The following is a 25,042-nucleotide window of genomic DNA, read 5'->3' as shown; positions in this document are numbered from 1 at the left end:
TTAAGTACATAGTAACTTTTTTGTGTCATCACATATGATTTAATCGCATTAAGAAAAATTCGAGCACAAGCTTCTTATCCATCTTTCCCGTCTTCATACTATAATCAGCTTCCGCTAATTCTATAATCACTTTTTTTAATTCTTCAAAAGAGAAAAACTTCGTTTGATTCATTGCTAACTTTACACGATACGGATGTACACCAATATGAGACGCAATTTGATTTTGGCCATAACCACGTTGCTGTAGCTCTTTCACTTGATACAACAAGCGGAATTGACTCACTAATAACGCAAGCAATTTAATCGGCTCTTCCTGCTGCGTAAATAATCCATCCAAAATTTGCATTGCACCTGCAATATCTTTTTTCACCACTTTTTCTGTCAAAGCAAATACATTTTGCTCAACTGATTTTGGCACAAGCTCTGCAACAAGTTTCGTCGTAATCTCTCCGCCCATACCAACGTATAACGTTAACTTGTCCATTTCCTTCGCCAACATCGTTACATTACTTCCCACAAGCTCTAGCAACAAACTAACAGCCGCGTTATCAATATGCACATGCACTTCATCTGCACGAGCAACAATCCACTTCTGAACATCCTGTACTTGCATCGCATTCGCTTCTACTACATCTGCTGTTTTCTTTAATAGTTTTGTAATTTTTTTTCGCTCATCAAGTTTTTCGTAAGGCGCAACAAAAACAAGAATAGAAAATGGAGAAGGTTCACCAATGTATTCTTCTAAAATTTTTATATTTTGCTCTAACTTTTCTTTTTGCGAAGTCAAAAATAGCGGTGATTTTATTAACAGTACTTTTCGTTCTCCGAAGAAAGGAAGCGTACGCGCATCCTCAACCACATCTTCTAAATACGCTTCTTCTAAATCGTATGTCACAACATTAAACTCTCGATCTTCTTCTTCAAGTGCTTCTGTCGTAATAAGCTTTATCGTTTCATTTATAAAAAAAGCTTCCGTTCCATATATTAAATATAACGGAGCAAACTGTTTCTTTTTAATTTTTTTATGTATATCACTCATACTTTTTCCTACTCCCTAACTTGGCAATATATATTTATACTAATGCCCTAGCTTTTGTTTTACAAGTACAAAGGAACAGGCTTTATAACCCGTCCCTTTATTTATATTAAACGCCACGCAATAAGCCCCGGGTTTCTTATTGGTGTGCGGTAATCACCTTCCCTTTATTATTCGCAATAAAAATTTGAGTATAAGTGCCAACTGTTAACATGCTTGGAAACGAAAAACTCACATTACTTCATGATTTACAAGTAACAAAAAAGCTCGTTTTCTCTTCATATGGAAATTGTAGATTTTTTTCTGACAATATTTTATACTAAAGTGGAATGTTGGGGAGGGATTCTAAATGAATGATTTTGAACAAAACGTTCAAAGTAAACGCAATGACGCTATTGATTCAGGGGTAGGATTTATCGTCTCATTTGGTTTTTTCGCAACACTTTTCATCATTGCAACTGTTATTAAATTTATCGGTTCTTAAAGACTGCCACTTCATGGCAGTCTTCTCTTTTTCATCTATTATGTGTTTTATCATATGTGATTTTACTTTTAAAGGTTCCATTTTCCCCTTTAAAAACATAGGAAATAGCACCTTGCTTGTCCGTGCGCCATATCGCACTCCCCATCTTCTCAAAACGCTCTATCACTTCTTTATGCGGGTGTCCATACCTATTTTGCTTACCAACAGATATAATCGCTACACGAGGCTGTATGACGTTCAAAAAAGGCTCTATAGATGACGTATTACTCCCATGATGAGCAACTTTTAAAACATCCACTTGTAAATCTGGATATGCCTCTACTAAAATCTTTTCCCCTTCTTCTTCCAAATCGCCTGTAAATAGCCACTTCAACCCTCCAAATTTTGCCCACATTACAATTGAAGCGTTATTTTCGCTTTTTTCTTTTCCTTTTGGAGCTAAAACGAAAAATTCCGCTTCATTTACACTCCAACTCTCCCCTTCCCCCACTTCAGTTATTTTCATTTCCTTTTCTAATGCCCGTTTCTTGACTACTTTTTCTAATACTGCATCTTTTCCCTTTCGGCCAAATACCACTTCTTTTACAGGTATATATGATAATAATTCTTGCGCAGCACCTATATGATCTGCATCTCCATGCGTTACGATTAATTTATCAATTGTTTTAATACCTTCTTTTTGTAAAAAGGGTATTAAAACATCATTTCCAACAGAAAATTCATGCTTTTTTTGTTGCCATTCTTCCTTATTTACACGAAGCGTTCCACCTGTATCAATAAGATAAATCCCTTTATCATACGGAAGGCGAATTAATATTGCATCACCTTGTCCAACATCAATAAATGTTACACTTCCGCTGCCTCTAAAATATGGATATATATAATGACATGTGCTAATAAAAAGAAATACACTCGCAACTATACAAACTATTTTTTTCGGCGCTCTCCGTTCCCAAACCATCAATATACTGACAATACTGGCGCAATATACAGCTACAAGATTGAAGGGCGTTTCCCCGAAGATAAGCTGGGTAAATGGTAAACTTTCACAATAACTTAGAAAATCATTAGACATACTCAAGCCTATTGATAATACATCGGCAAATCCTTTTGCGAGAAACGGGACAATTGGCATACACAGTAAAATAATAATGCTACATGGTAATACAATGATAGATAAAAACGGAACGTATAAGAGATTGAGGAGAATGCTATATGGAGAAAAATAACCAAAGTGATATAACAAAATCGGAGTACTAACGAGCTGTGAAATGATAGAAATATAAATAGAATTTCGGATTATTCCGTTGCTACTCTCTAACAATAACGGAGCAGACAAAAGTAAAGCGAAGCTACCTACAAAAGAAAACTGAAATCCAATATTAAAAACAAGATAAGGGTCATATATAAGCATGCATATAGCTGTTACACTTAAAGCATCTAAACTAGATAAACGAATCGAGCACATAAAAGCAATCAACATCAAAACTCCTGTTATAGAAGCTCTTATAACAGAGGGTGACGCCCCTGCTAAAACCATATACAAAGGAATACAAACGATAAGGCAAATTGTTGCTACCTCCCTTGTCACACCGCTTCTTAGCAAAATAAAATATACTATCACCATTAACATTACAATGTGCGAACCTGAAATTGCTAACAAATGTACAAGACCAAATTGTTGATATTGCTCTTCCACTTCAAACGTCATTTGTTGTCTATCACCAAATAGTAATGCATTCATAAAAGCACCTGATTGCTCTGGAAATATTTCTGTAACTTTCGAGATTGCTTGTTGCCTCAAAAGAAGAATCCATTGCGTGAGCGACAGTGATGTTTTATAGCATTCAGAAATATATGTAGCCTCAAATGTGAAATGAATATGTTGTTTGTATAAATAATCACGGTAATTAAAACCATGAAAATTCCGAGCTGTTTCCGGTTCTTTCCTCTCACCCTCGAATACACATGATATCCCTGCGTATAATTGTTGCATTTTTTTCTTTTCCAAGACTGATTTGATTCTATAACTTAACTGCACTATATTTTTATTCTGATCTTCAAATTGAAAAGATAGGCGATCCCCATTAACAAGCGGTGCATTTTGTATAACCCCTCTTGTAACTCCATAGGACTCCCCTAGAGGCTTATTCCACGTTTGAACATAGGAAGTGTATATGGCGCTACTAAAGCACGCTACAATACAAAAAATGAAGGTTTTACGCGAAGTGCGATATAAACAGAAGAAAACATTTAAAAAGAGGCAAAAAACTATCAATAAAAGTGACGAGGAAAAGGCAATTGCAACCCCTATTATAAATGAGATTGCAACATACCCCCATTGTTCCTGCAACTTATACTCACTCCTTATAGCATCATTTTTGCTTTCGTGAATACATGCTGTAATTCTTCCATTGATAAATTATCTTTTTCTAAAGACGCAAATAATTCTTTCAACTCTGTATAACGTTTTTGCTCCTCTAATGCAGCAATATCATATTCTAGCGGAACGTGCTTCACTGTTACGTTCGCTTGTTCAAATAACTCTATGGCGTATGGATGATTTTTATAATCCTGCGCATAATAAACCGCTGTAATACCACTTTGAATAATTGCCTTACAACATTGTAAACAAGGGAAATGCGTAACGTAAATTTCTGCTTCCTCTGTTTTCGCACCAAACTTGGCACATTGTAATAAAGCATTCATTTCGGCATGAATTGTCCGAACACAATGATTATCGATTACGTAACAACCATCATCTATACAATGTACGCCACCTTTAATTGAACCATTATACCCACCAGCAATAATTCGTTTATCGCGAACGATCGTCGCTCCTACCGCAAGCCTTGTACATGTACTACGCAAAGATAGTAGATGGCTTTGCGTCATAAAATATTGATCCCATGAAATTCGTTCCATATTTTTCACCTACTTTTTTGTCTACTTGTAGTGTAGCGAAAGAAGAAAAACTTCGTCAATCTTTTACGGAATAATAATTTGATCTTTTATCTTTTCAAGAGACTTCGCACCAATCCCATCAATCTCTAATAAATCTTCTATTTTCTGAAACGGACCATGTTCTTCTCGATATTTCAAAATACTTTCTGCCTTTCGAGAGCCAATCCCTGTAATTTTTTCTAGTTGTTCTTTCGCCGCTGTATTTATTCGAATCTTACCATCTTCCTTAGAAGAAGTAAGCACCCCTTGTTCTGACTCATTTTTACTCGGTATATAAAGAAGCATTTGATCTTGTACAATTTGTGCTAAATTCACTTTTTTCATATCTACTTCTGATAAAAAACCACCAGCCTTTTGAACCGCATCCTTTACGCGATCTCCTTCCTTCATTTCATATACCCCTTCTTTACTGACCGCTCCTTTCACATCAATTATAATTGTTCTTTTCTGTTCCTTTGTATCCGATATTTTCGGTTTACCCTTTTTTTCTATCTCCTTCTCTTGTACATTCATTGTAATAGGCGTTCGTTCTACACTCTGATTCGTTTTCCAAAAAACAAGAAAAAGTAAAGTTCCAATAATAGCTACTAAACCTAACCACTTTTTCGGAAAATCCCACATCATTTTACACCTCTAATCATAAATTTATAACATCATTCATATTGTTTAGGAGAAAGCTGTTACGAAGGAGGGATGAAACTTTGAACATAGGAATTATAGGGACAGGAAACATGGGAAATATACTAATCGATGCATTTTTAGAAACCCGTGCTGTCAAACCTTCTTGCCTTACAATCATTAATCGGACGCCTGCAAAAGCATATCATATAAAAGAAAAATACCCTTCTGTTCAGATAGCAAAAACAATCCCGGAAGTAATCGAACAATCACAACTTATTTTTATTTGTGTTAAGCCGATAGATATATACCCTATCCTAAAAAAATACGCTGAACATTTTTCTGATGAAACGTGCTTAGTTTCTATTACAAGTCCAATATCTCCATCACAATTAGAGACTCTCGTACCTTGCCACGTCGCGCGTATCATTCCAAGTATCACAAATCGCGCTCTCTCTGGCGCCTCACTATTTACATTTGGAGATAATTGCTCTGAAGAATGGCAACAAAAACTACTTCGTCTATTCAAAAACATTTCTACACCTCTTGTAATAAAAGAAGATATAACGCGCGTTTCATCTGATATAGCAAGTTGCGGTCCTGCTTTCTTTAGTTATTTACTACAATGCTTCATTAACGCTGCTGTAGATAAAACAAATATTACACACGAAGAGGCTACTACTTTAGTAAGTGAAATGGTCGTGGGGATGGGGAAATTACTTGAAAAAGAAATCTTCACATTACCTACCTTACAAGAAAAGGTTTGCGTGAAAGGCGGCGTTACTGGGGAAGGCATTCGGGTTTTAGAAGAACACGTTGGAGATATGTTCCATAAGTTAATCGAGCGAACACATGAAAAATTTGATGAAGATTTAGAATGCGTTGATCAGCAATTCAATAAACACACATAATAAATACGTCATTTTCATTCCAAATCCTTTTTATAAATACTTACTTTTTTACTAATACATTTTCACGTCAACTACTATTCCCACACTTTACGCATACAATCTTCAGATTATGCTAGAACTAAAAATACATTTTCTTTATAAAACAAAAGCAACCTTCTCGGTTGCTTTTGTTTTATCCGTTTTTCTTCGCCATGAAGAAAATACGCTCTGTTTGTTCTGTAACTTCAAGTCGCTCAAAATCACCTGTTACACGAAGCACTGTAAAACCTGCTTCTTCAAGCCATTTCGTTAACTCTTCCACTTGATATGCACGTTGCACGTGACATTCGTCAAACCGATGGTACACATCTTCTTCCGGATCTTGAACAAAGAATGTTAAATCATGCTCTACACTATTTGATTCTTCACCAGGGAAGCAATTCCAAATAAGAGATATTTCTTCTCCATTCACTGTATACGTTTCATTTTGAAATACATGATGTATTTTATATAAAGAATGTACATCAAATAAAAACAAACCATCTTGACGTAAATGATGAAATACTCTTCTAAATGTTTCTTGTACTCCATCTTCTTGCAATACATAATTTAATGAATCACAAAAGATGGTTACACAATCAAACTCACCTGGAACATCAAGCTCTCGCATGTCTTGTTGATAAAAAGGAATAAAGTATCCCTCTCCTCCTAGTTTTTGCTGAGCGACTGTTAACATTTCTTCTGAAAGATCGACACCTATTAAATCGTAACCCTTTTGCACAAGCGGCAGGGTTACATTACCTGTACCGCATGCTACATCAAGAATTTTTGCCTCTTTCATATCTGCCTGCTGTAAACTTTCCTCTGTAAATTCCACCCATTTATCATAAGGGACATCATTCATTAGTTCGTCGTACAACAATGCAAATTGTTCGTATTTCATTGGCCTAACTCTTCTGTAATATCTTCACGTGGCACATCGCCCCATAGACGCTCTAAATTATAGTGATTACGCTCATCTTTATGGAATACATGAGCAACTACATCTCCAAGATCAACTAATACCCAACGCGCTTCGTCAAACCCTTCCATACGTTGTACGTCGATTTGGAACTCATGTGCTTTTGATTTAATTTCACGTGCAATTGCTTGCACTTGTTTGTCTGAATTCCCGTGACAAATAATGAAATAATCTGCAATTGGTGAAATACCTTGCATATTTAGGACAACCATATCTTCTGCTCTCTTATCATCAGCTGCTTTTGCCGCTAATACTAATAAATCTTTATCGTTCATTTACTCATTTCCTCCTTGATAACTGCATTGTATGTTTGGAATGTTAATGGATAAATCGTCTGATCTTTTTCCATTAAAAATTGAATTGTTCTCTTTAACGCAAATAATAAAGCTTGATTTATATCCGTATATGCGAGTTTACGAGCCTCTTCCACTCCTGGAAACTTTCGCCCAGGTTCAATGTAATCAGCTACATAAATCACTTTATCTAACATCGTCATATTCTCATGACCACTTGTATGATATGTAATAGCTTGCAAAATTTCAGAATCCGTAATGCCTACTTCTTTTTCTACTAAGTATGCCCCAACAGGTGCATGCCATAACTCTTTGTTATAGCAAAGTAAATCTTTCGGCAAATCTTCACGTTTAATAATCTCTTCCATCTCTGAAATTGCTCTACATTTCGCATAATCATGGAATATAGCTGCCATCTCTGCTTTTTTTTCGTCCACACCGTATAACTTAGCAAGCTCAATCGCTGTCTCCATTACACCAATTGTGTGTATATAACGTTTTTCATGCATTTGTTGTTTGACAATATGCAGTGCATTCTCACGATTCATACAACCCATTCCTCTCGATATATACCTGTACTTTTTCGGGAAGTAAATATTTACACGTTTTCTTCTCCTTATATCTCTCACGTAATAAGGATGAAGAAACTGCAAATTCCGGAATTTCCACTGTAGTAATCTTATATGGTGTATGCAATGTATACTCAGGTCTTGCAACTCCAACAAACGTTACAAGATTAAGTAAAGCTTCAATGTTATACCACTTCGGTAAATACTCAACCATATCCCCACCAATAATAAAGTGAAACTGCACATCCGGATACTTCTTCGTCAATTGTAACATAGTGTCATACGTATAAGATGGGCCCTTCCTACTTAGCTCTTCTAAACAAATAGAAAAGTGCTCTTCTGCCTCAGTCGCGAGCTCTAACATATGTAAACGACTTTCTACACTTGTAATATTCCGCCCTTGTTTATGTGGCGGAATCTGGTTTGGCAAGAACCATACTTCTTCCAAGTTCAAAGCGTGATATACTTCATTTGCAATTAGCAAATGTCCATAGTGAGGCGGATCAAATGTACCGCCAATGATGCCAATTTTTCTCAAAAGAAACGCCCCTTCCTTTTATATACAGCAACTCTCCTCGGTTAGCAATGAAGAGAGTTGCTATTAATAAAAGTTCAATTGGTTTCGCTCTCTACATCATTACGCATAAACGATAAAAATAGCGCATGCTAGTCTTTTTATCGAGGAAGCTTAATTTGTTTATTTTCTCTTGATTCTTTGTATAAAACGATTGTGCTTCCAATTACTTGAACGATTTCAGCACGTGCACCTTTTGCAAGTTCTTCCGCAACCTCACGGCGATCAAATTCACAGTTTTGTAATACACTTACTTTAAATAACTCACGAGCTTCTAAAGTATCTGCGATTTGTTTAATCATATTTTCATTTACTCCGCCTTTTCCTACTTGAAAAATTGGTGTTAAATGATGTGCTTGTGCACGTAAAAATCTTTTTTGTTTTCCTGTTAACATATATGTTAGCCTCCAAGCTTTTCTATAACTAATTGTTTCATTCTCTCGATATTTGGCGTGCGTCCTGTCCACATTTCAAATGCAAGTGCTCCTTGATAAACAAACATATCAATACCATTTTGAATGATTGCACCTTGCTCTTTTGCCTCACATAAAATTTTCGTTTCAAATGGATTATAAATTATATCTGATACAATCGTTCCTTTTTTTAACGAACAAATTTGTAATGGCGTATGTTCTACGTGTGGATGCATACCTATCGTTGTCGTCTGAATGATAATATCATAATTTCCTTGTTCTTCTGTCGCTTTTTCTAATGACAAAGCAACAGAATTAACATCGGCCGTACGTGCAGCAATAAGTTCCTTTGCCTTATCTACTGTACGATTGGCTACATCAATCTCTTTTACACCTACATCAGCAAGAGAAAAATAAATAGCTCGGCTAGCACCACCTGAACCAAGTAACAAAATACGTTTCCCTTGAAGTGGTTCATTACTAATTGACTGCAGCGCTCGAACAAAACCAATCCCGTCTGTGTTATAGCCAATTAATCTTCCATCCTTATGAACCACTGTATTTACTGCACCGATTTTCCTTGCCAATGGGTCAATCTCATCCAAATACTCCATAATAGCAACCTTGTGCGGAGTTGTTACATTAAATCCTGAAATACCTAATGCTTTTAAACCTCTTACTGCTTCCCCTAGCAATTCCTCTTCAACAAGGAACGCATGATAATGGGCATCCATATTCAAGTGTTCAAATGCATCGTTATGCATAACGGGTGATAATGAATGTCCAATTGGATTTCCGATTACACCATATAATTGTTTCATAAATCCCTCTCCATATTAAATTAAAGATTTACGTAGTGAAACACTTACTCCTTTTGGTACGTGTGCAACAATTTTTGCTCCTGGTTCGTTCACAGTAACCCATCCTAATCCAGAGAATACAACATCTGTTTTAGGTTCACGAATATTAAATTCGTATTTCACTAGCTCAGGCATATTTGCTAATTCTTCTGGCGTTGGTGGGCTTAGTAAATCCCCAGCATGATTTTTATATAATTCATCTGCTTTCTCAAGCTTTGTACGATGGATTGTTAAGCGATTCGAGAAGTGACAAGTAAATGCACGACGACCACCACTTACATAATCAAAACGTGCCAATCCACTAAAGAATAACGTTTGTTCTTCATTTAATTGGAATACCATCGGCTTAATTTCTTTTGTTGGTGTAATAAGCTTTAAGCTTTGCTTTCCAACATAATGAGCCATTTGGTGGTGGTTAATAATACCTGGCGTATCATATAAAGAAGACTCTTCGTCCAATGGAATATCAATTAAATCCAGTGTTGTTCCTGGGAAATGAGATGTTGTAATTACATTTTCAGTCTCATCACTAAATTCTTTAATCATACGATTAATAAATGTCGATTTCCCTACATTCGTACATCCAACAACATAAACATCTTTGCCGCCGCGATAATACTCAATAGCATCTGCTAGTTCAGCAATTCCTTGTCCCTTCGCTGCACTAATTAAAAAGACATCTTCTGGTTTTAATCCTAGCTGCTTTGCACTATAGCGCATCCAATGTTTTACTTTATCATGTTTTACTGACTTTGGAATTAAATCAGCTTTATTTCCCACAAGTAATACTTTATTATTCCCTACGAAACGATGTAAGCCAGGTAACCAGCTACCATTAAAATCAAAAATATCTACAATTTTGACTACTAATGCATCTGATTTTCCAATTCCATTTAAAATGCGTAGGAAGTCATCATCTGTTAACGATACATCTTGAATTTCATTGTAATGCTTCAAGCGAAAACAACGTTGACAAATGACTTGTTCTTTTTCTAAAGATGAGGCAGGAGCATACCCCACTTCATTTTTATTTTCTGTTTGAATTTCTACACCGCAACCAATACATTTAATTGTTTCAGTCAAACTTTATTCCTCCCAGTTAATTAAACCTTTTTTCTTCATATTTTTCATAATTCTTCGTTCAATTTTTCGATTAAAGCGCGTTACTAATCCGTCCGTTTGTGCTACCGGTACAACTAAAATTGTATGAAGGCCTACTCGGTTTCCACCAAGCACGTCAGTCAGTAACTGATCTCCAATTACTACAACTTCATCTGGCTGCAAACGCATCTCTTGTATCGCACGCTTAAATGCGCGAACAAATGGTTTACGTGCACTATGAATAAATGGAATACCTAATGGATCAGCAAAATCTTTCACACGTTGCTCATTATTATTTGAAACGACCGTTACTTGAATGCCTTGCTCTTTCATTTCCAAGAACCATTTTTCAAGTTGCGGCGTTGCATTGGGACGATCCCATTCAATTAAAGTGTTATCTAAGTCAGTAATAACGCCTTTAATCCCACGTTTTTTTAAATCTTCTGGTTGAACATGATATACATTTTTCACATATTCATTTGGTAAAAATAGTTTCAATTTCTTTCACCTCTTTGAGGATTTTTCATAAAATTTTTCATAAAATTTTTCGACAACATTTTTCGATATATAACCTGTGGATAAAATTGTACACATTTTCCACATTAATTTTGCAGTTAATTTGGAATTTACTAACAAACTATACACACTTTATCCACCTAGGTATGTGGATAACCACTCGTTTGTGACTGTCATATTTTTTTGGTACATTAAATGCATCAACGAATCAATCCTTATATTATTAGGAGGTGACTCACCTTGAAAACAAAACATATGGAACAGTTATCCACTGAGTTACTCACTGAGTCTTATTATAAAGCAAAAGAACTAAAATTAAATCCCGACTTCATTTTACTTATAAAACAAGAAATCATTAGACGCTCATTAGAGGACAAGCTTGTCAAATCATCTTGATTACATATAAAGTGAAAGTTTAATCAGCCCTTACCAATCAAACAGTTAAAGGATAAATTATTAGATGCCCTGTAAAAAGAGCCATCCTACGATGGCTCTCGAATAAACAAGTACTCCCATCTAGGGGATTTCATCATTAAGTATCTTTGCCCATAACTCTTACTTACGGTTATAAAAGCTTTTCTTTATTTATGAGCTAAGCGAGTAGCTATTTTTTCACCAAGACGAAGCTCTTGTCCACTCTTTAATTCCTGCACTACTTCTATCATATCTTTTTCAAACAATAACACAACTGTTGAACCAAATGTAAAGTATGCCATTTCTTCACCTTTTTGAACAGTGTCTCTCTCATGCAAAAGCTCAATACTATTAACAAACATAGCACCTACTTTTACAAGAGCCATATGCTCGCCATCACTGCTTACTTCTGTAACAGAACGATAATTTTTTGACAGTGGTTCTTTCCCGTATTCCATACCAGCTGCATTTACCGGATATGATTTTCTACCGAGTACAAATCTTTCAGTCACAGAACCAGAAAGCGGACTATGAATGCGATGATAATGACTTGGACTCAAATAAATTACCATATATGTACCGCCTGCATATCGCGTTGCACGTTCTTCATTACCTAGCATATCCACGATTGAATAGCGCTTTCCTTTAATATCAAATGTTTTTGTATCCTCAATAGGACCATGATCTGCAAAAACACCATCAACAGGACTAACGATACTCGATGCATCTGTATCAATACTACGCTTTCCTTCTTTTAGCTTACGCGTAAATAATTCATGCAATGTTCTATATTCCTTCAAACCCTTTTCCATCTCATCTTGATTAATTTGAAAAACTTTCGCGTACGATGGAATAATGATAGAGCTCAAACGAGATTGTGCAAATTTACGTAATATATAAGAAGTAAAGCGACCATTTGTAAGTTCTATCATAAGTCGATATAATGTACGTCGCAAATTGCGAAACCCCCTAATCAGTCTATAACTTTAGTTTTCCCTTCTTTTCTTTCTATATCATATGTAAAATTGGTTCTTATTCCCACATATCATATAAAGCAGCCTTATTATATATACAGAAAACTAAGTATGGTATTATTCTTAAATTATTTAGCACCTTCTAATATTACAGATAGAATCCGTCATTTTCAACAGTGAACATGTATTTCTTCTTAGCATAACGCGTTTTCTTTTCTTATTTACAATAAGAAAAGCAGCCCATTTTAAATATGGCTGCTTCTAATACACTTTACTCTTTCGCTTTTTTCTCTTTCTCTGCCCTTACAAACTCGTGGAACATTTTCATTAAAGCACGCTTTTCAATCCGTGATACGTAGCTTCTAGAAATACCAAGCGCCTTAGCGATTTCCCGCTGTGTTTTCTCCTTATCTAGCCCAAGTCCAAAACGTTTCACAATCACTTCTTTTTCTCTTTCGTCTAAAATATCGATATACTCTTTAATTTTTTCTAACTCCATACTAAGTTGAATCATATCAATTACATCTTCAGACTCTGATTTTAATATATCAATAAGCGATATTTCATTGCCCTCTTTATCTTGCCCGATCGGATCATGAAGTGAAACATCTTTTTTCGTTTTCTTTAGTACACGTAAATGCATCAAAATTTCATTTTCAATACAGCGTGCTGCATACGTCGCAAGCTTCGTTCCCTTTCCTGCAGAATAGCTCTCGATCGCTTTAATGAGCCCGATCGTACCAATTGAAATTAAATCTTCTGCATCTTCTCCTGTGTTCTCAAATTTTTTAACGATATGAGCTACAAGCCGTAAATTATGTTCAATTAAAAGATTTCTCGCTTGAGCATCACCTTGCTCCATTAACTCTAAGTACTTTCTCTCATCATCTGATGATAACGGCTGCGGGAACGCATTGTTCTTCACATAAGAAACAAAGACAAACACTTCTCGAACCATATATCCAATTGCGGCGAATAGACTCAAACCTTTCACCTCCGCCAAAATAGTGGTCTTTATTATGTGTATGTGGGCGTAAGGTTGTTTGTGTCTGTACAGTTTATTTATAAAACTCAACACTTCTAACATTTAAAATATTTTATCGTTATATTATAATTAAATAAAATTGTTATTTATATATGAATATGCTATTAAAGGGGACACTATTCATGATTACATTAGAACGATTATTAAATGTAACAATTTATTTAGGGGTATTTTTACTTTTCATTTCGTTCATTACTTTTGTTATTAAAAGAGGGCCTGATTTATTATTTTTTCAATTTGGAATTTCTTTATTTTTTGGAGCTCAAATTATAACTGGAATAAAAATTTTTCATAACTATGGTTTCTCCTTTCACTCAAAACTAGAACTACTTATCTTTATTTTCTATGTAATTGGAATTATTACATGTATACTATTATTCTTTCACTTTCAAAATCCGTATCGAATTTTTTTATTAATCTGTAGTTGTTTATTTTTAACTGGATCCAATTATTACTTTAAAGAAACATTAAATTTTAGTAAAAAAATTCCAAAGCAAAACAAAACTTTTTTAAGTACACAAGAAGACTCTTTTCCAAAAGAAGTTCGTAAATTTTCAGAGGATTACAACAACATAATAAGAAATGATTTTTATGAAATACCGATGATTCCTACTGAATTACAGATTACAAGCAAAAAAGATTCTTCCCATAGTACATCTTACTTAGTTGAACTTCATAATAGCGAAAATGAAATTACTGATGACTCTGTACAATTAACTCCATCAGACCGTTTTTATGTGCTGTTAAATAAACAAAAAACAAAAATATCAAAAATAGTATATGAAGGGCAGAATTTTTTCACATTTACAGTCACACTAAAGGCTCTTAATTTACAGCAAGAACCAGAAATTCATAATATGTTTTTAGAAATAGATAAACGTAGAGCGATGAATCTTCTTAATTTTGAAATTAAAGCCCATACTAAAGAATGGAAAGTAATATTTAAAAGTGATAGTTCTCATTCCAATCTTCCTATCACATTTACTTTTGAAAAACGAACAGGCAAAGTATAAAAATAAAAAGAGTTATTTTCTTTGAAAAATAACTCTTTTTATTTTACTTACTCCAAATCTTTCTCCCCGCTTGGGCATCAATATAACGAATTTCCCGCCTACAATTAAAAGGTTCTTTATGTTTTTCATCTGTCGTTTGTTTGTAAAGTAGTTTGTATTTCGTTTCCTCTGCATCATGATCTAAAAACCATTCTAATTTAACTCGGATAGCCTCTCTGTATATTTCTAACGCTTTTTCTTTAGTTACTTTTGGTGTTATTTCATATGTGAGCAATTCTTTTATAAAGTTGCTAGACTCCCCCGAGTAGTGCATAACAGCACCATTTTCTGCATTGATGTTAATCATAAATTGGTTATACTCTGCCGGAATATCATTTATATATACAGAAAAGATAAATCTTTCAATCCCATCTTCTGCTTCTTCACGTTCCTCCCAAAGACGCAGATATTGTGTGATATCTGGAATAACTCGTTCTAAAAATTGAAGTGCTTTTTGTAAACATTCCTCTCTAGACAGTATTTGCTTTACTTCTTTATCATCTGTCAGTTTTATAAAACCAGTTAATTCATTGGTTAATTTATCAATTTTAACGCTAACTAAATTATTATATTTCAACATCGGTAAATGCTTTTTAAAGAATTCATTCATTAAATATGGATCCTTTTCTTCTTTCTGTTTTTGTAATTCCTCTTTCGGAACAAATTTCATCCTTATTTCATCATCATTTTCTGTCTCATCTACTTTTGTAAAACCTTCTTTATTCCAGTCAAATAATTCGAATACGTCACCTCGTTCGTTACCTTTTTTCGATTTTTCAACAGCTACAGCCGAAGGTAATTTATAATGATCTAGTCCAAATAAATCTTTACCTGTACTTGCATCAATAAACGCATGACTAGGCTCTGGTTCATATACAAGCTGGTACCCTTTTACTTCTTCCCCGCTTTTATACTCACATGAAGAGTATGTTAAATCTACAAATACAAGTCTCATATCTTGTCTAGCTTTCAAATTTTCTAAAACGATATTCTCCTCAACAATTTCACTTGGCCATAACGGTTTTTTCTCTATAGCTTTTTGTCCATTGTAATGAAAATGCACAACATTACCTGAAGGGTGCACTCGCACAACGCACCCTGTATTCGGCAATGGATAGCTATTCACTTCTTGCATATAATTTACTTCTTTCCAACCGCGCCTGTCGTCCTTAACCGTTACATATGTATAGAATTCATATCCTTCTTTTGTATATTTTTTCAAGAACGCATTTGCAATCTCTCTTGCCTTCTTCTCCTCTATCGCTTCCTTGCCACTTGAAAAAGAATTTTCATCATCTATCCTAAATTCAATTAAATTACCAGTATGTCTATTTAATGTAATTTGTATCTGTTTCTCCTCATCATCTTTATGTACCCACCACAATAAATGATACGGGTCATCAACCCCTTCTTGATCATCTACAACAAGCCTATAATCACCTGGAATATCAATAATATGAGCCACTTGCTCTTTTCTTTCTTTATCTTTTTGATTCATCATACCGCTCCCTTTATTACAATTTAAGGTAATTATAACAAACAAAACCAAAGAACTATAAAAAAAGACTAGAGATATCTCTAGTCTTCTACTTCGTTTCACGATGTAACGTTACTCGCTTTAATCGTGGACAATATTTTTTTAATTCGATGCGTTCTGGATTGTTTCGTTTATTTTTTTTAGAAATGTAATTACGATCACCGCTCTCCGTACAAGCTAATGTAATATTTACACGCATATTTAATTCTCCTTTCTTTCAAAAATCGCAACTAAAACGTAATGATTACGATTTATATATTATAAAACTTCATTCCATTTGTCAATTGCAAAAACAAGAAGATTCCATTTAGAATCCCCTTGTTTTTATAGTTAAATAAATTTTCTCCCGCATTAACGGGCAGTAAGCCCCCCACTGATTAAAAGTTTCACTTTATTAAAACGATTCGTATGTAACAAACTCACTAATCGGCTTTCGATATCCTCGTGGGCGAGTTTTAGTCGTATCACTTTTTCCTATCGTAATCATTAAAACAGGTACTATATGCTCCGGCATATTTAATTCACTTTGTACTGCTTTTTCATCGAAACCAATCATTGGACATGTATCATAGCCATAATATTTAGCTGCGTACATAAAAGTCATCGCGCTTAACGAAGCATTTCTAATCGCTTCATCCTCCATGAAACGCTCTCCTTTTCCTTCATATAAACCTTTCGTTTGCCTAATTGTATCTTCATATTCACATTCATCAATCATTTTTAAAACTTTCATACCGAAGTAAATATTTTCAACATTTTGGTATGCTTTTTTATCACCACAAACGAGCACTACCGCTGATGCACTCGATACTTTATATTGACCGAAAGCTAATTCTTTTAATCTTTCTTTTCGCTCTTGATCACGAATTACAACATAATGTGTGTGCTGCAAATTATAGCAAGATGGAGAAAGCTTAGTTAACTCAAATATTTTTTTAAAATCCTCATCAGGGATTTCTATACCTTGTATAAATTTCATTGCAGAACGTCTAGCAATTGCTAATTCTTCAAAGTTCACCATATATCCTCCTTGATAACTGTAAATTTAAATATACATTAATTTATACAAATAGATAAATCAAATAAAAACACTTTAAATCCGAATAATAATTATGATTAACAGCAAAAAAGACAAAAAGCTGAAACAATTAGTTCATACGAAATTCACACGAATCTATTACTATAGAAACTGTACATAGTGAACTTATTAACAATCACGTTTATTTATATAAAATCTTACTCGAAAGGAGTTGAAAGTATGAAAACTAAATATCGCTTTATGATCTCATCATTTGCTGCTTGCGCTTATATGATTTGGTATTTAGTATAATAACGACCTCACTTGCAAATAGGAAAAGGTGTGTATATAAATGGAATATAATCAATCAACAGTTAACTACTGGAAAGCTTTTGTATTACCATATACATTTGCTTTAGAAGAGTTAAAAACTAAATTTGAAATTATGAACCGGGAAGCTCAATTTCTAGAGGATTACAACCCGTTTGAACATATAAAAACAAGACTAAAACAACCTGAAAGTATTATTAAAAAACTAGAGCGCAAAAGCTTATTACCAACAGTTGAAAATGCTCAAACACATTTACAAGATATTATTGGTATTCGTATTACATGTTGCTTCGTAGAAGATATCTATCATTTGAAAGAAGTCATTCAAAAACGCGAAGATATGGAAGTCATAGAAGTAAAAGATTATATCGCTAACCCAAAACGAAACGGATATAAAAGTTTACACATGATCATTAAATACCCTTTGTCACTAAATTCTGGTACAAAAGATGTATTTGCAGAAATTCAGTTACGTACACTGGCAATGGACTTTTGGGCAAGTTTAGAACACAAACTTTATTATAAATATGAAGGAAAAATACCGGAGTATTTAAAAGATGAACTACATGATGCAGCAATGAAAGCTGAAGATCTGGATAATAAAATGGCCACAATTCGTCAAGATATTGATGATATTGAGGCATGTTCAAATCAAATTATGCTACCACTATAAAAAAAGGTTCTCGCCAATGAGAACCTTTTTTATATCATTTTTTGGAAGTACGACTCCACACTTATTAAAGTTTCACGTTATTTTTTCTCTATTGTTCGAACCTCTTCAATCTTCCATTTACCCTCTTCTTTTCCAAGGGCATACTGTACTTTCTTTTGAAGAGTAATACTGTCGTCTACTTCCTTTTCTTTCGTTTCAACAATAACATACCCTACTTTACTAACTTTCATATCTATATGTTCCAATTCAATTTTCTTATTTCCCTTTTGAAATGCGGCTTCTTTTTGTGTTTTTAAGTCCTCAGCACTAGGCATCTTCTTTGAAAATAACTCCATATGTTCTGCAAGATTTTTTTCATTGGTCGTTCGCACAAATGTATGAATAACATCTTGAATAGATTTCTCTTCTTCTTTTGTTATTTGTACCTTTTCCTCAGTTTTTTTAGTAGTAGATTTTTGTGCTACATTATTCTCTTCTTGTTGACATCCAACTAGTAATACTACAAATGCTAGAAGGAATCTTAATTTCGCAAATATTTTTTTCATATTTCCAACTCCTAAAAAGAAAAGCGAGGCAGTTCGCCTCACTTTCGCTCTTAATTAGCGTCTTCCTTTATTCGGATCACCACCGCCAACAATATCAAAGACACGTTTCGCTATATTTGTATTCTCTTGAACGCCAGAGAACAAGTATTTACCTGGACCAAATGCATACACGTTCACATCTTCCCCTGTATGTCCACCTGTTGTCCAGCCTGTAACCGAGCGCTTATTGAAAATATCTTCAATTGCATTATCAATCTTTGTTACATCTTTTGACGGAGCTATATCATTTACAGCTTGAATTTCTTCTGGAGTTAATTGTAAATCAATATACTTTTTCAATGTTTCTTCTACATTTGCACCTTTTGCAATCTCATTTGCCATAAAGTCTGGTGTGCGTTTTGCAGCTTTAATTGGATCTACTTTAAAGTTATACTCGCCATTGGCACCTAAAGATAAGCCACCCGTAGCGTGATCTGCCGTTGCAACAACTAACGTATTTTTATCTTTTTTCGCAAACTCAATCGCTGCTTTGAAAGCTTTTTCGAAGTCTTCCATTTCACTCATTGCACCAACAATATCATTATCATGTCCAGCCCAGTCGATTTGACTTCCTTCCACCATTAAGAAGAAACCATTTTTATTTTTGTTCAAACGCTCAATTGCTGCATTAGTCATTTCTTCTAATGAAGGTGTTTTCTCATTGCGGTCAATCATTTTATCTAATCCATCTGGTGCAAATAAACCAAGAATTTGATCATTTTTATCATTTAACAATTGATCTCGATCCGTTACATAGCTATAACCAGATTTCTTAAACTCTTCTGTAAGATTACGATCTTTTCTAACAAAGTTCTTTACGCCGCCGCCAAGCATAACATCTACCTTATGCTTCCCTTTAATTTTCTCATCAAAATAATCATTTGCAATTGCGTCCATATTTTTACGGCTAATGTCATGCGCACCGAAAGCAGCTGGTGTTGCATGTGTAATTTCAGAAGTTGCAACGAGTCCCGTTGATTTCCCTTTTTCTTTCGCTTGCTCAAGAACTGTTTTCACTTCCGCTTTATCATTATCAACTGCAATTGCAGCATTATATGTTTTAATTCCTGCTGACATAGCTGTTGCTGCCGATGCAGAGTCTGTAATATTTTCATGTTCATCTTCTGGGTATGTTTTTTGTGTTCCTACAAGATGCTTATCAAATTCTGTAGATTCCATTTCAAAGGTTTTTGGATTATCTTTCATATAACGGTGAGCCGTCATATATGAAGGGCCCATACCATCCCCAATTAATACGATAACATTTTTAATCTTTGCATTGCTTCCGTTCTCATCTGCATTAACCTCACTAGAACGAGTAAAATTCCATGTTGCTACCGAAGTAACTGCTAATGATGCCACAACTGCAAATGGCCATGCTTTTTTCACAAACTTTTTCACTGTCTTGTCCCCCTAATTAGGTTATTCATTTCCCACTATCAAATTTAATGGAAGACTATTAAGAGAAAATTAGCTGTATGTAAATTTTTTGTTAACTTATGTAAATATCAGTTATAATTTGTATAAGTTTGTCTTTTTGTATCAATCATTCCGCCCTTTACAATTTAAATATAAACAAGTTGGATTTCATTTAACGTAAATCTCTTTTTTTACATTTTGACTCTATGTTTATGAAAATAAATAGAAATGCGGTGAGCCTTTATGAAAATAGTAAAGCTAAATGAATCTTTTATTTTTGAATTACTTGATCTTTGCAAATCTGTTGGATGGTTACACGATGAAATTTTTATGAAAAAACAATTCGAAATGTATCTTTCTATCGGCACACTTGTAGGTTACATTCATGAAAACAAACTCATTGCGACTGGAGGAGTATTTCCCTTTACAAGTAACTTCGCTTCCATTGGTATGTTAATCGTTCACCCTAATTTTCAAGGACGCGGAATAGGGCGCATGTTGCTAAATCATTGCTTGGAACAAATTCATCCAAAACAACCCATTGCACTTATTGCGACAAAAGCTGGCGAACCTCTATACACATCATGCGGATTTCAAACAGCAACAACGATTCATCGTTTTGAAAAGCAAACTATTAAGACGTACCCTTCTCACTTACAACAAGTACAAGAAGAAGACCTTATATCTGTTACTTCTCTGGATCAAATTGCAACTGGTATGAATCGTTCTCTACTTTACTCTTTGCTATTACCAAGGGCCGTACACTCTTTTAAAATTGAAAGAAATAACTGTATAGAAGCTTTTTCATTATGCATACAAAAGGGCAATATATTATGTATCAATCCACTTATCGCCAAGCAAGAAGAAGATGCTATCCAATTATTAAAAAAGATATGTGAATGTTGGAATGGTATAGTACGAATTGATGTTCCACACTCACAATTTACATTTCGTCAATTTCTTCAAACAGAAAATTTCCAAGAAACGCTCCTTTCACCTCTTATGATAAAAAATGGTAGCCAACTTCCTGGAAATCGTAATATGCTATTTGCTATGATAGATACAGCGTTATGTTAGAAAGGAGACACCTAATTGAAGCGATTTAGCTATTTTATGGTAGGTTGTCTTACTCTTACACTATTAGTAGGATGTAGTGCAGCAGAAAAGCCAGTAGAACAAGTAAAACAAGTTAAAAATACAATTACAGCGAAACTAGCTACCGAGGAAAAAATGGTAGAAATAGATGGTCAAACCATTTACTTTAAAAAGATTGGTAATGAAAAACCACCTTTACTTATGATTCATGGCTTTGGAGGGTCATCAGATGGTTTTCAAAAGATTTACTCCGATTTAGCAAAAGATCATACAATTATTTCTGTAGATGCTTTAGGATTCGGGCGCTCATCTAAGCCAATGGATTTTTATTATTCTTTTCCAACTCATGCAAATTTGTATTATAAATTAATGAAAAAACTAGGGTATGATTCATTCGCAATACTGGGGCATTCCATGGGGGGAGAAATTTCTCTAAATTTAACATATTTATATCCTGAAGCAGTTACTCACCTTATTTTAACTGATGCTACAGGTGGCCCTCATACATTCGTTAATAAACAAGGCTCACCAAAACCACAATTGTCGACTGATTTAAATGCCGTTTCTTCTATTACAGATTATGATGAAAGCAAAGTGAAATTCAAACGTAATGATGAAGAGCATTATAATAAAATGAAATTATGGCCTAGACGTCTTAAAATTAATGCAAATGAAATAAAACAGCCAACTTTAATTATATGGGGCAGAAATGATAGTAGCGTTTCCTGGAAAGAAGGAGAAACGTATCATCAATTCTTAAAAAATAGCACTTTACATATTATTGAAAAAGGTTATCATGCACCATTTCGCCAAGAACCACAAGAATTTGTCGGGTATGTAAAAGATTTCTTTAAGAACAATCCGATTAAAGTTGAAAAATAACATAAACGGGTATCTCAAAATGAGATACCCGTTTTCATATATTAAGCAGCTTGCTTTTGGCGTTTTGGAGTTTTTGATCCTAATACTTTCGGGATAACGAAGCCATCCATTCCAAATTTCCCAGCGTTCATACCGGAAACAAGAACAAACATAGATAAGATAACCATCTCAGGGTTCACACCAATTGACCCACTAAACATATAGGAAAAGTTCATTACAAGACCAAAAAAGACCGCTGTTTTTGTTAAACAGCCTACAATTAAACCAATTCCGACTAAAATTTCTCCCCATGTTACAAGTGTATTAAACAAATCTACATTTGGAATTGCAAATTCTTGTAAGAATGATGCCCACCAAGATTGAACAGCCGGTTGTGCACCTTTAGATTTTTCAATTGCCCCTTGCAAATAACCTGTTGCATCGAATCCTTTTCCTTGTAGTTTACCGATTCCAGCCATTAACCATGTGTAACCAAGATATACTCGAATTACTGCTAATGCAAAAGAAACTGCTTTGTTTTCTCTTAAAAATTGAATAACCATATCTTCCTCCTAAAGTTGTAATTAAGTTAGTTACAGATAATATAATAACATTAGTTACTTATTTTTCAAACGTTAATTATGAATAATCTGTGACATGCGTATGAAACATTAAAAACTAACGTTTATATAGTAACTTTTATTACCTGTAAAAACTTGAACATATCATACCACAAGTGATAACCATTTTCATTGAAAAAAATGTAAAAAAAATGTGAGTTAAATGTGAAACACATTTATTCGAATATAGAATAAACGTGTTTCACACTAATTATAGAATCGAAATGTATGTGTCTCCTCATCAATTAAACTCGCTTCTTGAAACGCTTCTTCTAACGTTTTCCCATGGTTAATAACCCCATAAAATAAGCGTATAGTAAACATAAGTGCTGCATTTCCATCTACATAATCAATCGATCCAATATATGATTTCGCACCACTATGTAAAAAAGATTTTGCTAGATTTTGCTCCCCTAACGTACACCCGCTATTTACAATATGTGTATTATGCAATTTTGCATATTTATAAATTTCTTCTGTACCAAAATACCCTCTCGGTTCATCTTGTTCATATACTTCTTCGCCTAACTCTTCCATGACAAACTTCCCTTCTTCACCATGAAAGCAAAAAATAATATAATTAATATTGTTAAATAAGTTCTTTCCAGAAAGAACTTCCACAAAATCTTTCGGTCTACCAATCCAATATGTCACAACCCTTGCACCAAAATATTCAAGAGATGCTCGGATTGATTGCGCCTCTAAATCCGAATTAAAACCAACTACTAATGCAATATTCAACATACAACCCCCATCCTATAATCAGCCCTTATCAATCAGAATTTTATGGGATAAATCCATTTCATATATGCCCGTTTCTTTCAAAAAATCTGATCTAGTTAAAACGACTTTCTGTAAATATTGCCTATATGCTGTAATTGTTCCATCGTGAGATACAATGCAAATTCTTTCAGCACCCAGTTCATAACACCAAAGAAGAAATTCATCTACTATTTGCTGAAAACTATTCTCTGAAATAGTGTTTATACCTTCCTTCCATAACTGATTATTTGAGCTTTTCTCTATCGAAAAATGCGGAAATAACTTTGTTATCATTCCCTGATCTACTATATAATCGCACGGTAATGTTTTCGCTCCTTCTCGATAAGGAAAAATACGTGGGGATACATATGGATGGACTAGTTTTTGACAAGCAACTTTCGCACTCCATATTGTCGCCGTTTGCAAAGTTCTAAGTGTAGGACTAACAATTAATATATCCGCTTCTTGTAATGATATATCACGTTGAAGTAATTTAACTTGAGCCTTTCCTACTCTCGTCAATGGTGGGTCAAACACTTGTAAACTTTCTGGTAAATCCGTTGTATGTTCACCTTCACCATGCCGAACAAAAACGATTTTCATATTCAGCCTCCTCTTACTATAAAATCCTCACACATATTTCTTCCCTATTGCATTCTTTATTCCTGCTGTATAAAAACCGATATGTAAAAAACATTTGACACTAATCTTTGTAAAATATTACAATATTACAATATTACATGTAAAATACTTTTTACACCGAAAGGAGAATTACATATATGAAATGGATAATTGTCTTTATTGGAATGATTGTATGGGGATATATAAACGGCTTCTTTAGTAGTGATCAAACTGCTAATCCCTGGATTACAGATGATGAACGTGAAACAAAAATTAAACAAAAAGCAATTACGGCAAGCTGGTCCGGTGTTTTTATGTTTTGTACCATTAGCCTCTTAAATAAATGGTTAGGTTTAAGCACAAACGATAAATCACCGTACTTACCAGACCCTATCGCAGCTATTTTAAAGGAAAATGTAGAGTTACAAGTTTTACCCATGCTATTTGTTATGTATGGAATATTTTACTTACATTATCGAAGAAAATTAAGTGCCTAACTTCTAACTCATGATTATCCTCCTAAATGGTTATAGTAATTAGGACGAAATGAAAGGAGCGATAGAAAAATGAGTAACTCGAATGAATTTTTAGATACACTACATGAAAAACAAGCAAAAGATGAACAAAATAGAAAGCGCCAAGGGAACGGAAACCCAGCGAAAAAAAAGCCAAATAAAACGCATAAATAGCAATAAAAA

31 protein-coding genes are annotated in these 25,042 nt (G+C 34.3%); 9 read left to right on the top strand and 22 right to left on the bottom strand.

The genetic code is table 11. The annotated features are described in order from the left end of the window. Nucleotides 1-28: 28 nt before the first annotated feature. The gene (gene holA / locus HMPREF1014_RS02785) at nt 29-1,039 is read right to left on the bottom strand and encodes a DNA polymerase III subunit delta (RefSeq protein WP_001279908.1); all 1,011 of its coding nucleotides are present in this window, start codon (nt 1,037-1,039) and stop codon (nt 29-31) included. 346 nt (nt 1,040-1,385) lie between these two features. Between holA and HMPREF1014_RS02780 the strand changes: the two genes are divergently transcribed. Next, nucleotides 1,386-1,520, top strand: a complete 135-nt coding sequence (locus HMPREF1014_RS02780; RefSeq protein ID WP_000997609.1) for a YqzM family protein — start codon at nt 1,386-1,388, stop codon at nt 1,518-1,520. A 31-nt stretch (nt 1,521-1,551) separates the two neighbouring features. Here HMPREF1014_RS02780 and HMPREF1014_RS02775 read toward each other — a convergent pair whose 3' ends face one another. The 3 genes from HMPREF1014_RS02775 to HMPREF1014_RS02765 all read right to left on the bottom strand — a co-directional run bounded on the left by HMPREF1014_RS02775 (nt 1,552) and on the right by HMPREF1014_RS02765 (nt 5,108). Next, nucleotides 1,552-3,873, bottom strand: coding sequence for a DNA internalization-related competence protein ComEC/Rec2 (locus HMPREF1014_RS02775; RefSeq protein ID WP_009326512.1), 2,322 nt, complete (start codon nt 3,871-3,873; stop codon nt 1,552-1,554). Between the two features lie 14 nt (nt 3,874-3,887). Further along, nucleotides 3,888-4,445 (bottom strand): ComE operon protein 2, encoded by a 558-nt coding sequence (locus HMPREF1014_RS02770; protein ID WP_000439773.1) that lies wholly within the window; start codon nt 4,443-4,445, stop codon nt 3,888-3,890. Nucleotides 4,446-4,508: 63 nt separating this feature from the next. Further along, nucleotides 4,509-5,108, bottom strand: coding sequence for a helix-hairpin-helix domain-containing protein (locus HMPREF1014_RS02765; protein WP_000989937.1), 600 nt, complete (start codon nt 5,106-5,108; stop codon nt 4,509-4,511). A gap of 77 nt (nt 5,109-5,185) precedes the next feature. Between HMPREF1014_RS02765 and comER the strand changes: the two genes are divergently transcribed. Beyond that, complete coding sequence (comER, locus tag HMPREF1014_RS02760) at nt 5,186-6,013, top strand: late competence protein ComER (protein WP_001020560.1); 828 nt, start codon at nt 5,186-5,188, stop codon at nt 6,011-6,013. 172 nt (nt 6,014-6,185) lie between these two features. Here comER and HMPREF1014_RS02755 read toward each other — a convergent pair whose 3' ends face one another. From HMPREF1014_RS02755 to HMPREF1014_RS02720, 8 genes are all read right to left on the bottom strand, one after another. Continuing rightward, nucleotides 6,186-6,935 carry a class I SAM-dependent methyltransferase gene (locus tag HMPREF1014_RS02755; protein ID WP_000873069.1) on the bottom strand — a complete coding sequence of 250 codons (750 nt, stop codon included), beginning with the start codon at nt 6,933-6,935 and terminating at the stop codon, nt 6,186-6,188. Next, nucleotides 6,932-7,288 carry a ribosome silencing factor gene (gene rsfS, locus HMPREF1014_RS02750; protein WP_000998173.1) on the bottom strand — a complete coding sequence of 119 codons (357 nt, stop codon included), beginning with the start codon at nt 7,286-7,288 and terminating at the stop codon, nt 6,932-6,934. Before rsfS ends, HMPREF1014_RS02755 begins: the two co-directional genes overlap by 4 nt. Next, nucleotides 7,285-7,854, bottom strand: coding sequence for a bis(5'-nucleosyl)-tetraphosphatase (symmetrical) YqeK (gene yqeK, locus HMPREF1014_RS02745; protein ID WP_001078477.1), 570 nt, complete (start codon nt 7,852-7,854; stop codon nt 7,285-7,287). Before yqeK ends, rsfS begins: the two co-directional genes overlap by 4 nt. Continuing rightward, complete coding sequence (nadD, locus tag HMPREF1014_RS02740; RefSeq protein ID WP_001226047.1) at nt 7,844-8,413, bottom strand: nicotinate-nucleotide adenylyltransferase; 570 nt, start codon at nt 8,411-8,413, stop codon at nt 7,844-7,846. Before nadD ends, yqeK begins: the two co-directional genes overlap by 11 nt. Nucleotides 8,414-8,550: 137 nt before the next feature. Then, the gene (yhbY, locus tag HMPREF1014_RS02735; protein WP_000955224.1) at nt 8,551-8,844 is read right to left on the bottom strand and encodes a ribosome assembly RNA-binding protein YhbY; all 294 of its coding nucleotides are present in this window, start codon (nt 8,842-8,844) and stop codon (nt 8,551-8,553) included. A gap of 5 nt (nt 8,845-8,849) precedes the next feature. Beyond that, nucleotides 8,850-9,683 carry a shikimate dehydrogenase gene (gene aroE / locus HMPREF1014_RS02730; protein ID WP_000812076.1) on the bottom strand — a complete coding sequence of 278 codons (834 nt, stop codon included), beginning with the start codon at nt 9,681-9,683 and terminating at the stop codon, nt 8,850-8,852. Nucleotides 9,684-9,698: 15 nt separating this feature from the next. Then, nucleotides 9,699-10,805 carry a ribosome biogenesis GTPase YqeH gene (yqeH, locus tag HMPREF1014_RS02725; RefSeq protein ID WP_000140799.1) on the bottom strand — a complete coding sequence of 369 codons (1,107 nt, stop codon included), beginning with the start codon at nt 10,803-10,805 and terminating at the stop codon, nt 9,699-9,701. A 3-nt stretch (nt 10,806-10,808) separates the two neighbouring features. Next, complete coding sequence (locus HMPREF1014_RS02720; protein ID WP_000765314.1) at nt 10,809-11,321, bottom strand: YqeG family HAD IIIA-type phosphatase; 513 nt, start codon at nt 11,319-11,321, stop codon at nt 10,809-10,811. A gap of 258 nt (nt 11,322-11,579) precedes the next feature. On the opposite strand from HMPREF1014_RS02720, the gene HMPREF1014_RS02715 reads away from it, so the two are divergent. After that, the gene (locus tag HMPREF1014_RS02715) at nt 11,580-11,735 is read left to right on the top strand and encodes a sporulation histidine kinase inhibitor Sda (RefSeq protein ID WP_000850094.1); all 156 of its coding nucleotides are present in this window, start codon (nt 11,580-11,582) and stop codon (nt 11,733-11,735) included. Between the two features lie 185 nt (nt 11,736-11,920). Here the strand turns inward: HMPREF1014_RS02715 and HMPREF1014_RS02710 are convergent, their stop codons facing one another. Further along, the gene (locus HMPREF1014_RS02710; protein ID WP_001255000.1) at nt 11,921-12,709 is read right to left on the bottom strand and encodes a phosphatidylserine decarboxylase; all 789 of its coding nucleotides are present in this window, start codon (nt 12,707-12,709) and stop codon (nt 11,921-11,923) included. A gap of 289 nt (nt 12,710-12,998) precedes the next feature. After that, a complete protein-coding gene (gene sigK / locus HMPREF1014_RS02705; protein ID WP_000051382.1) occupies nt 12,999-13,712 on the bottom strand; it encodes an RNA polymerase sporulation sigma factor SigK in 714 nt (237 codons plus the stop codon). 152 nt (nt 13,713-13,864) lie between these two features. Between sigK and HMPREF1014_RS02700 the strand changes: the two genes are divergently transcribed. Continuing rightward, nucleotides 13,865-14,785: a hypothetical protein gene (locus tag HMPREF1014_RS02700; RefSeq protein ID WP_084796627.1), complete on the top strand. Its 921-nt coding sequence runs from the start codon at nt 13,865-13,867 to the stop codon at nt 14,783-14,785. Between the two features lie 43 nt (nt 14,786-14,828). Here the strand turns inward: HMPREF1014_RS02700 and HMPREF1014_RS02695 are convergent, their stop codons facing one another. From HMPREF1014_RS02695 to HMPREF1014_RS02685, 3 genes are all read right to left on the bottom strand, one after another. Then, a complete protein-coding gene (locus HMPREF1014_RS02695; RefSeq protein WP_001072063.1) occupies nt 14,829-16,322 on the bottom strand; it encodes a YcdB/YcdC domain-containing protein in 1,494 nt (497 codons plus the stop codon). A gap of 88 nt (nt 16,323-16,410) precedes the next feature. Continuing rightward, a complete protein-coding gene (gene rpmG / locus HMPREF1014_RS02690) occupies nt 16,411-16,560 on the bottom strand; it encodes a 50S ribosomal protein L33 (RefSeq protein WP_001265621.1) in 150 nt (49 codons plus the stop codon). A gap of 195 nt (nt 16,561-16,755) precedes the next feature. Next, nucleotides 16,756-17,382, bottom strand: a complete 627-nt coding sequence (locus HMPREF1014_RS02685) for a nitroreductase family protein (protein WP_000245978.1) — start codon at nt 17,380-17,382, stop codon at nt 16,756-16,758. 349 nt (nt 17,383-17,731) lie between these two features. On the opposite strand from HMPREF1014_RS02685, the gene HMPREF1014_RS02680 reads away from it, so the two are divergent. Then, on the top strand, nt 17,732-18,382 hold the full coding sequence (locus HMPREF1014_RS02680) for a GTP pyrophosphokinase (protein ID WP_000456230.1): 651 nt from the start codon (nt 17,732-17,734) through the stop codon (nt 18,380-18,382). Between the two features lie 77 nt (nt 18,383-18,459). Here the strand turns inward: HMPREF1014_RS02680 and HMPREF1014_RS02675 are convergent, their stop codons facing one another. Together HMPREF1014_RS02675 and HMPREF1014_RS02670 are read right to left on the bottom strand one after the other, a co-directional pair. Continuing rightward, on the bottom strand, nt 18,460-18,927 hold the full coding sequence (locus HMPREF1014_RS02675; protein ID WP_000717906.1) for a hypothetical protein: 468 nt from the start codon (nt 18,925-18,927) through the stop codon (nt 18,460-18,462). A 54-nt stretch (nt 18,928-18,981) separates the two neighbouring features. Further along, nucleotides 18,982-20,367 (bottom strand): alkaline phosphatase, encoded by a 1,386-nt coding sequence (locus tag HMPREF1014_RS02670; protein WP_000714905.1) that lies wholly within the window; start codon nt 20,365-20,367, stop codon nt 18,982-18,984. 261 nt (nt 20,368-20,628) lie between these two features. Between HMPREF1014_RS02670 and HMPREF1014_RS02665 the strand changes: the two genes are divergently transcribed. After that, the gene (locus HMPREF1014_RS02665; protein WP_000706684.1) at nt 20,629-21,462 is read left to right on the top strand and encodes a GNAT family N-acetyltransferase; all 834 of its coding nucleotides are present in this window, start codon (nt 20,629-20,631) and stop codon (nt 21,460-21,462) included. Between the two features lie 15 nt (nt 21,463-21,477). Beyond that, nucleotides 21,478-22,362 (top strand): alpha/beta fold hydrolase, encoded by an 885-nt coding sequence (locus HMPREF1014_RS02660; RefSeq protein WP_000819810.1) that lies wholly within the window; start codon nt 21,478-21,480, stop codon nt 22,360-22,362. Between the two features lie 41 nt (nt 22,363-22,403). Here HMPREF1014_RS02660 and HMPREF1014_RS02655 read toward each other — a convergent pair whose 3' ends face one another. The 3 genes from HMPREF1014_RS02655 to HMPREF1014_RS02645 all read right to left on the bottom strand — a co-directional run bounded on the left by HMPREF1014_RS02655 (nt 22,404) and on the right by HMPREF1014_RS02645 (nt 24,326). Next, entirely contained in the window at nt 22,404-22,904 is a 501-nt protein-coding gene (locus HMPREF1014_RS02655; RefSeq protein WP_000236592.1) for a DoxX family protein, read from the bottom strand. A 264-nt stretch (nt 22,905-23,168) separates the two neighbouring features. Continuing rightward, a complete protein-coding gene (locus HMPREF1014_RS02650) occupies nt 23,169-23,705 on the bottom strand; it encodes a hypothetical protein (RefSeq protein ID WP_000931929.1) in 537 nt (178 codons plus the stop codon). Nucleotides 23,706-23,723: 18 nt separating this feature from the next. After that, nucleotides 23,724-24,326: a histidine phosphatase family protein gene (locus HMPREF1014_RS02645; protein WP_000706249.1), complete on the bottom strand. Its 603-nt coding sequence runs from the start codon at nt 24,324-24,326 to the stop codon at nt 23,724-23,726. A 176-nt stretch (nt 24,327-24,502) separates the two neighbouring features. Between HMPREF1014_RS02645 and HMPREF1014_RS02640 the strand changes: the two genes are divergently transcribed. Both HMPREF1014_RS02640 and HMPREF1014_RS02635 read left to right on the top strand, forming a co-directional pair. Continuing rightward, complete coding sequence (locus tag HMPREF1014_RS02640; RefSeq protein WP_000871155.1) at nt 24,503-24,841, top strand: hypothetical protein; 339 nt, start codon at nt 24,503-24,505, stop codon at nt 24,839-24,841. Nucleotides 24,842-24,910: 69 nt separating this feature from the next. Then, complete coding sequence (locus HMPREF1014_RS02635) at nt 24,911-25,033, top strand: DUF4023 domain-containing protein (protein ID WP_000071866.1); 123 nt, start codon at nt 24,911-24,913, stop codon at nt 25,031-25,033. The last annotated feature ends 9 nt before the right edge of the window (nt 25,034-25,042 follow it).

This window comes from Bacillus sp. 7_6_55CFAA_CT2 (assembly GCF_000238655.1).
Lineage (GTDB): Bacteria > Bacillota > Bacilli > Bacillales > Bacillaceae_G > Bacillus_A > Bacillus_A cereus.
Note: the sequence above shows the minus strand (reverse complement) of the source record. Positions and strands in the feature narration are given on the sequence as shown.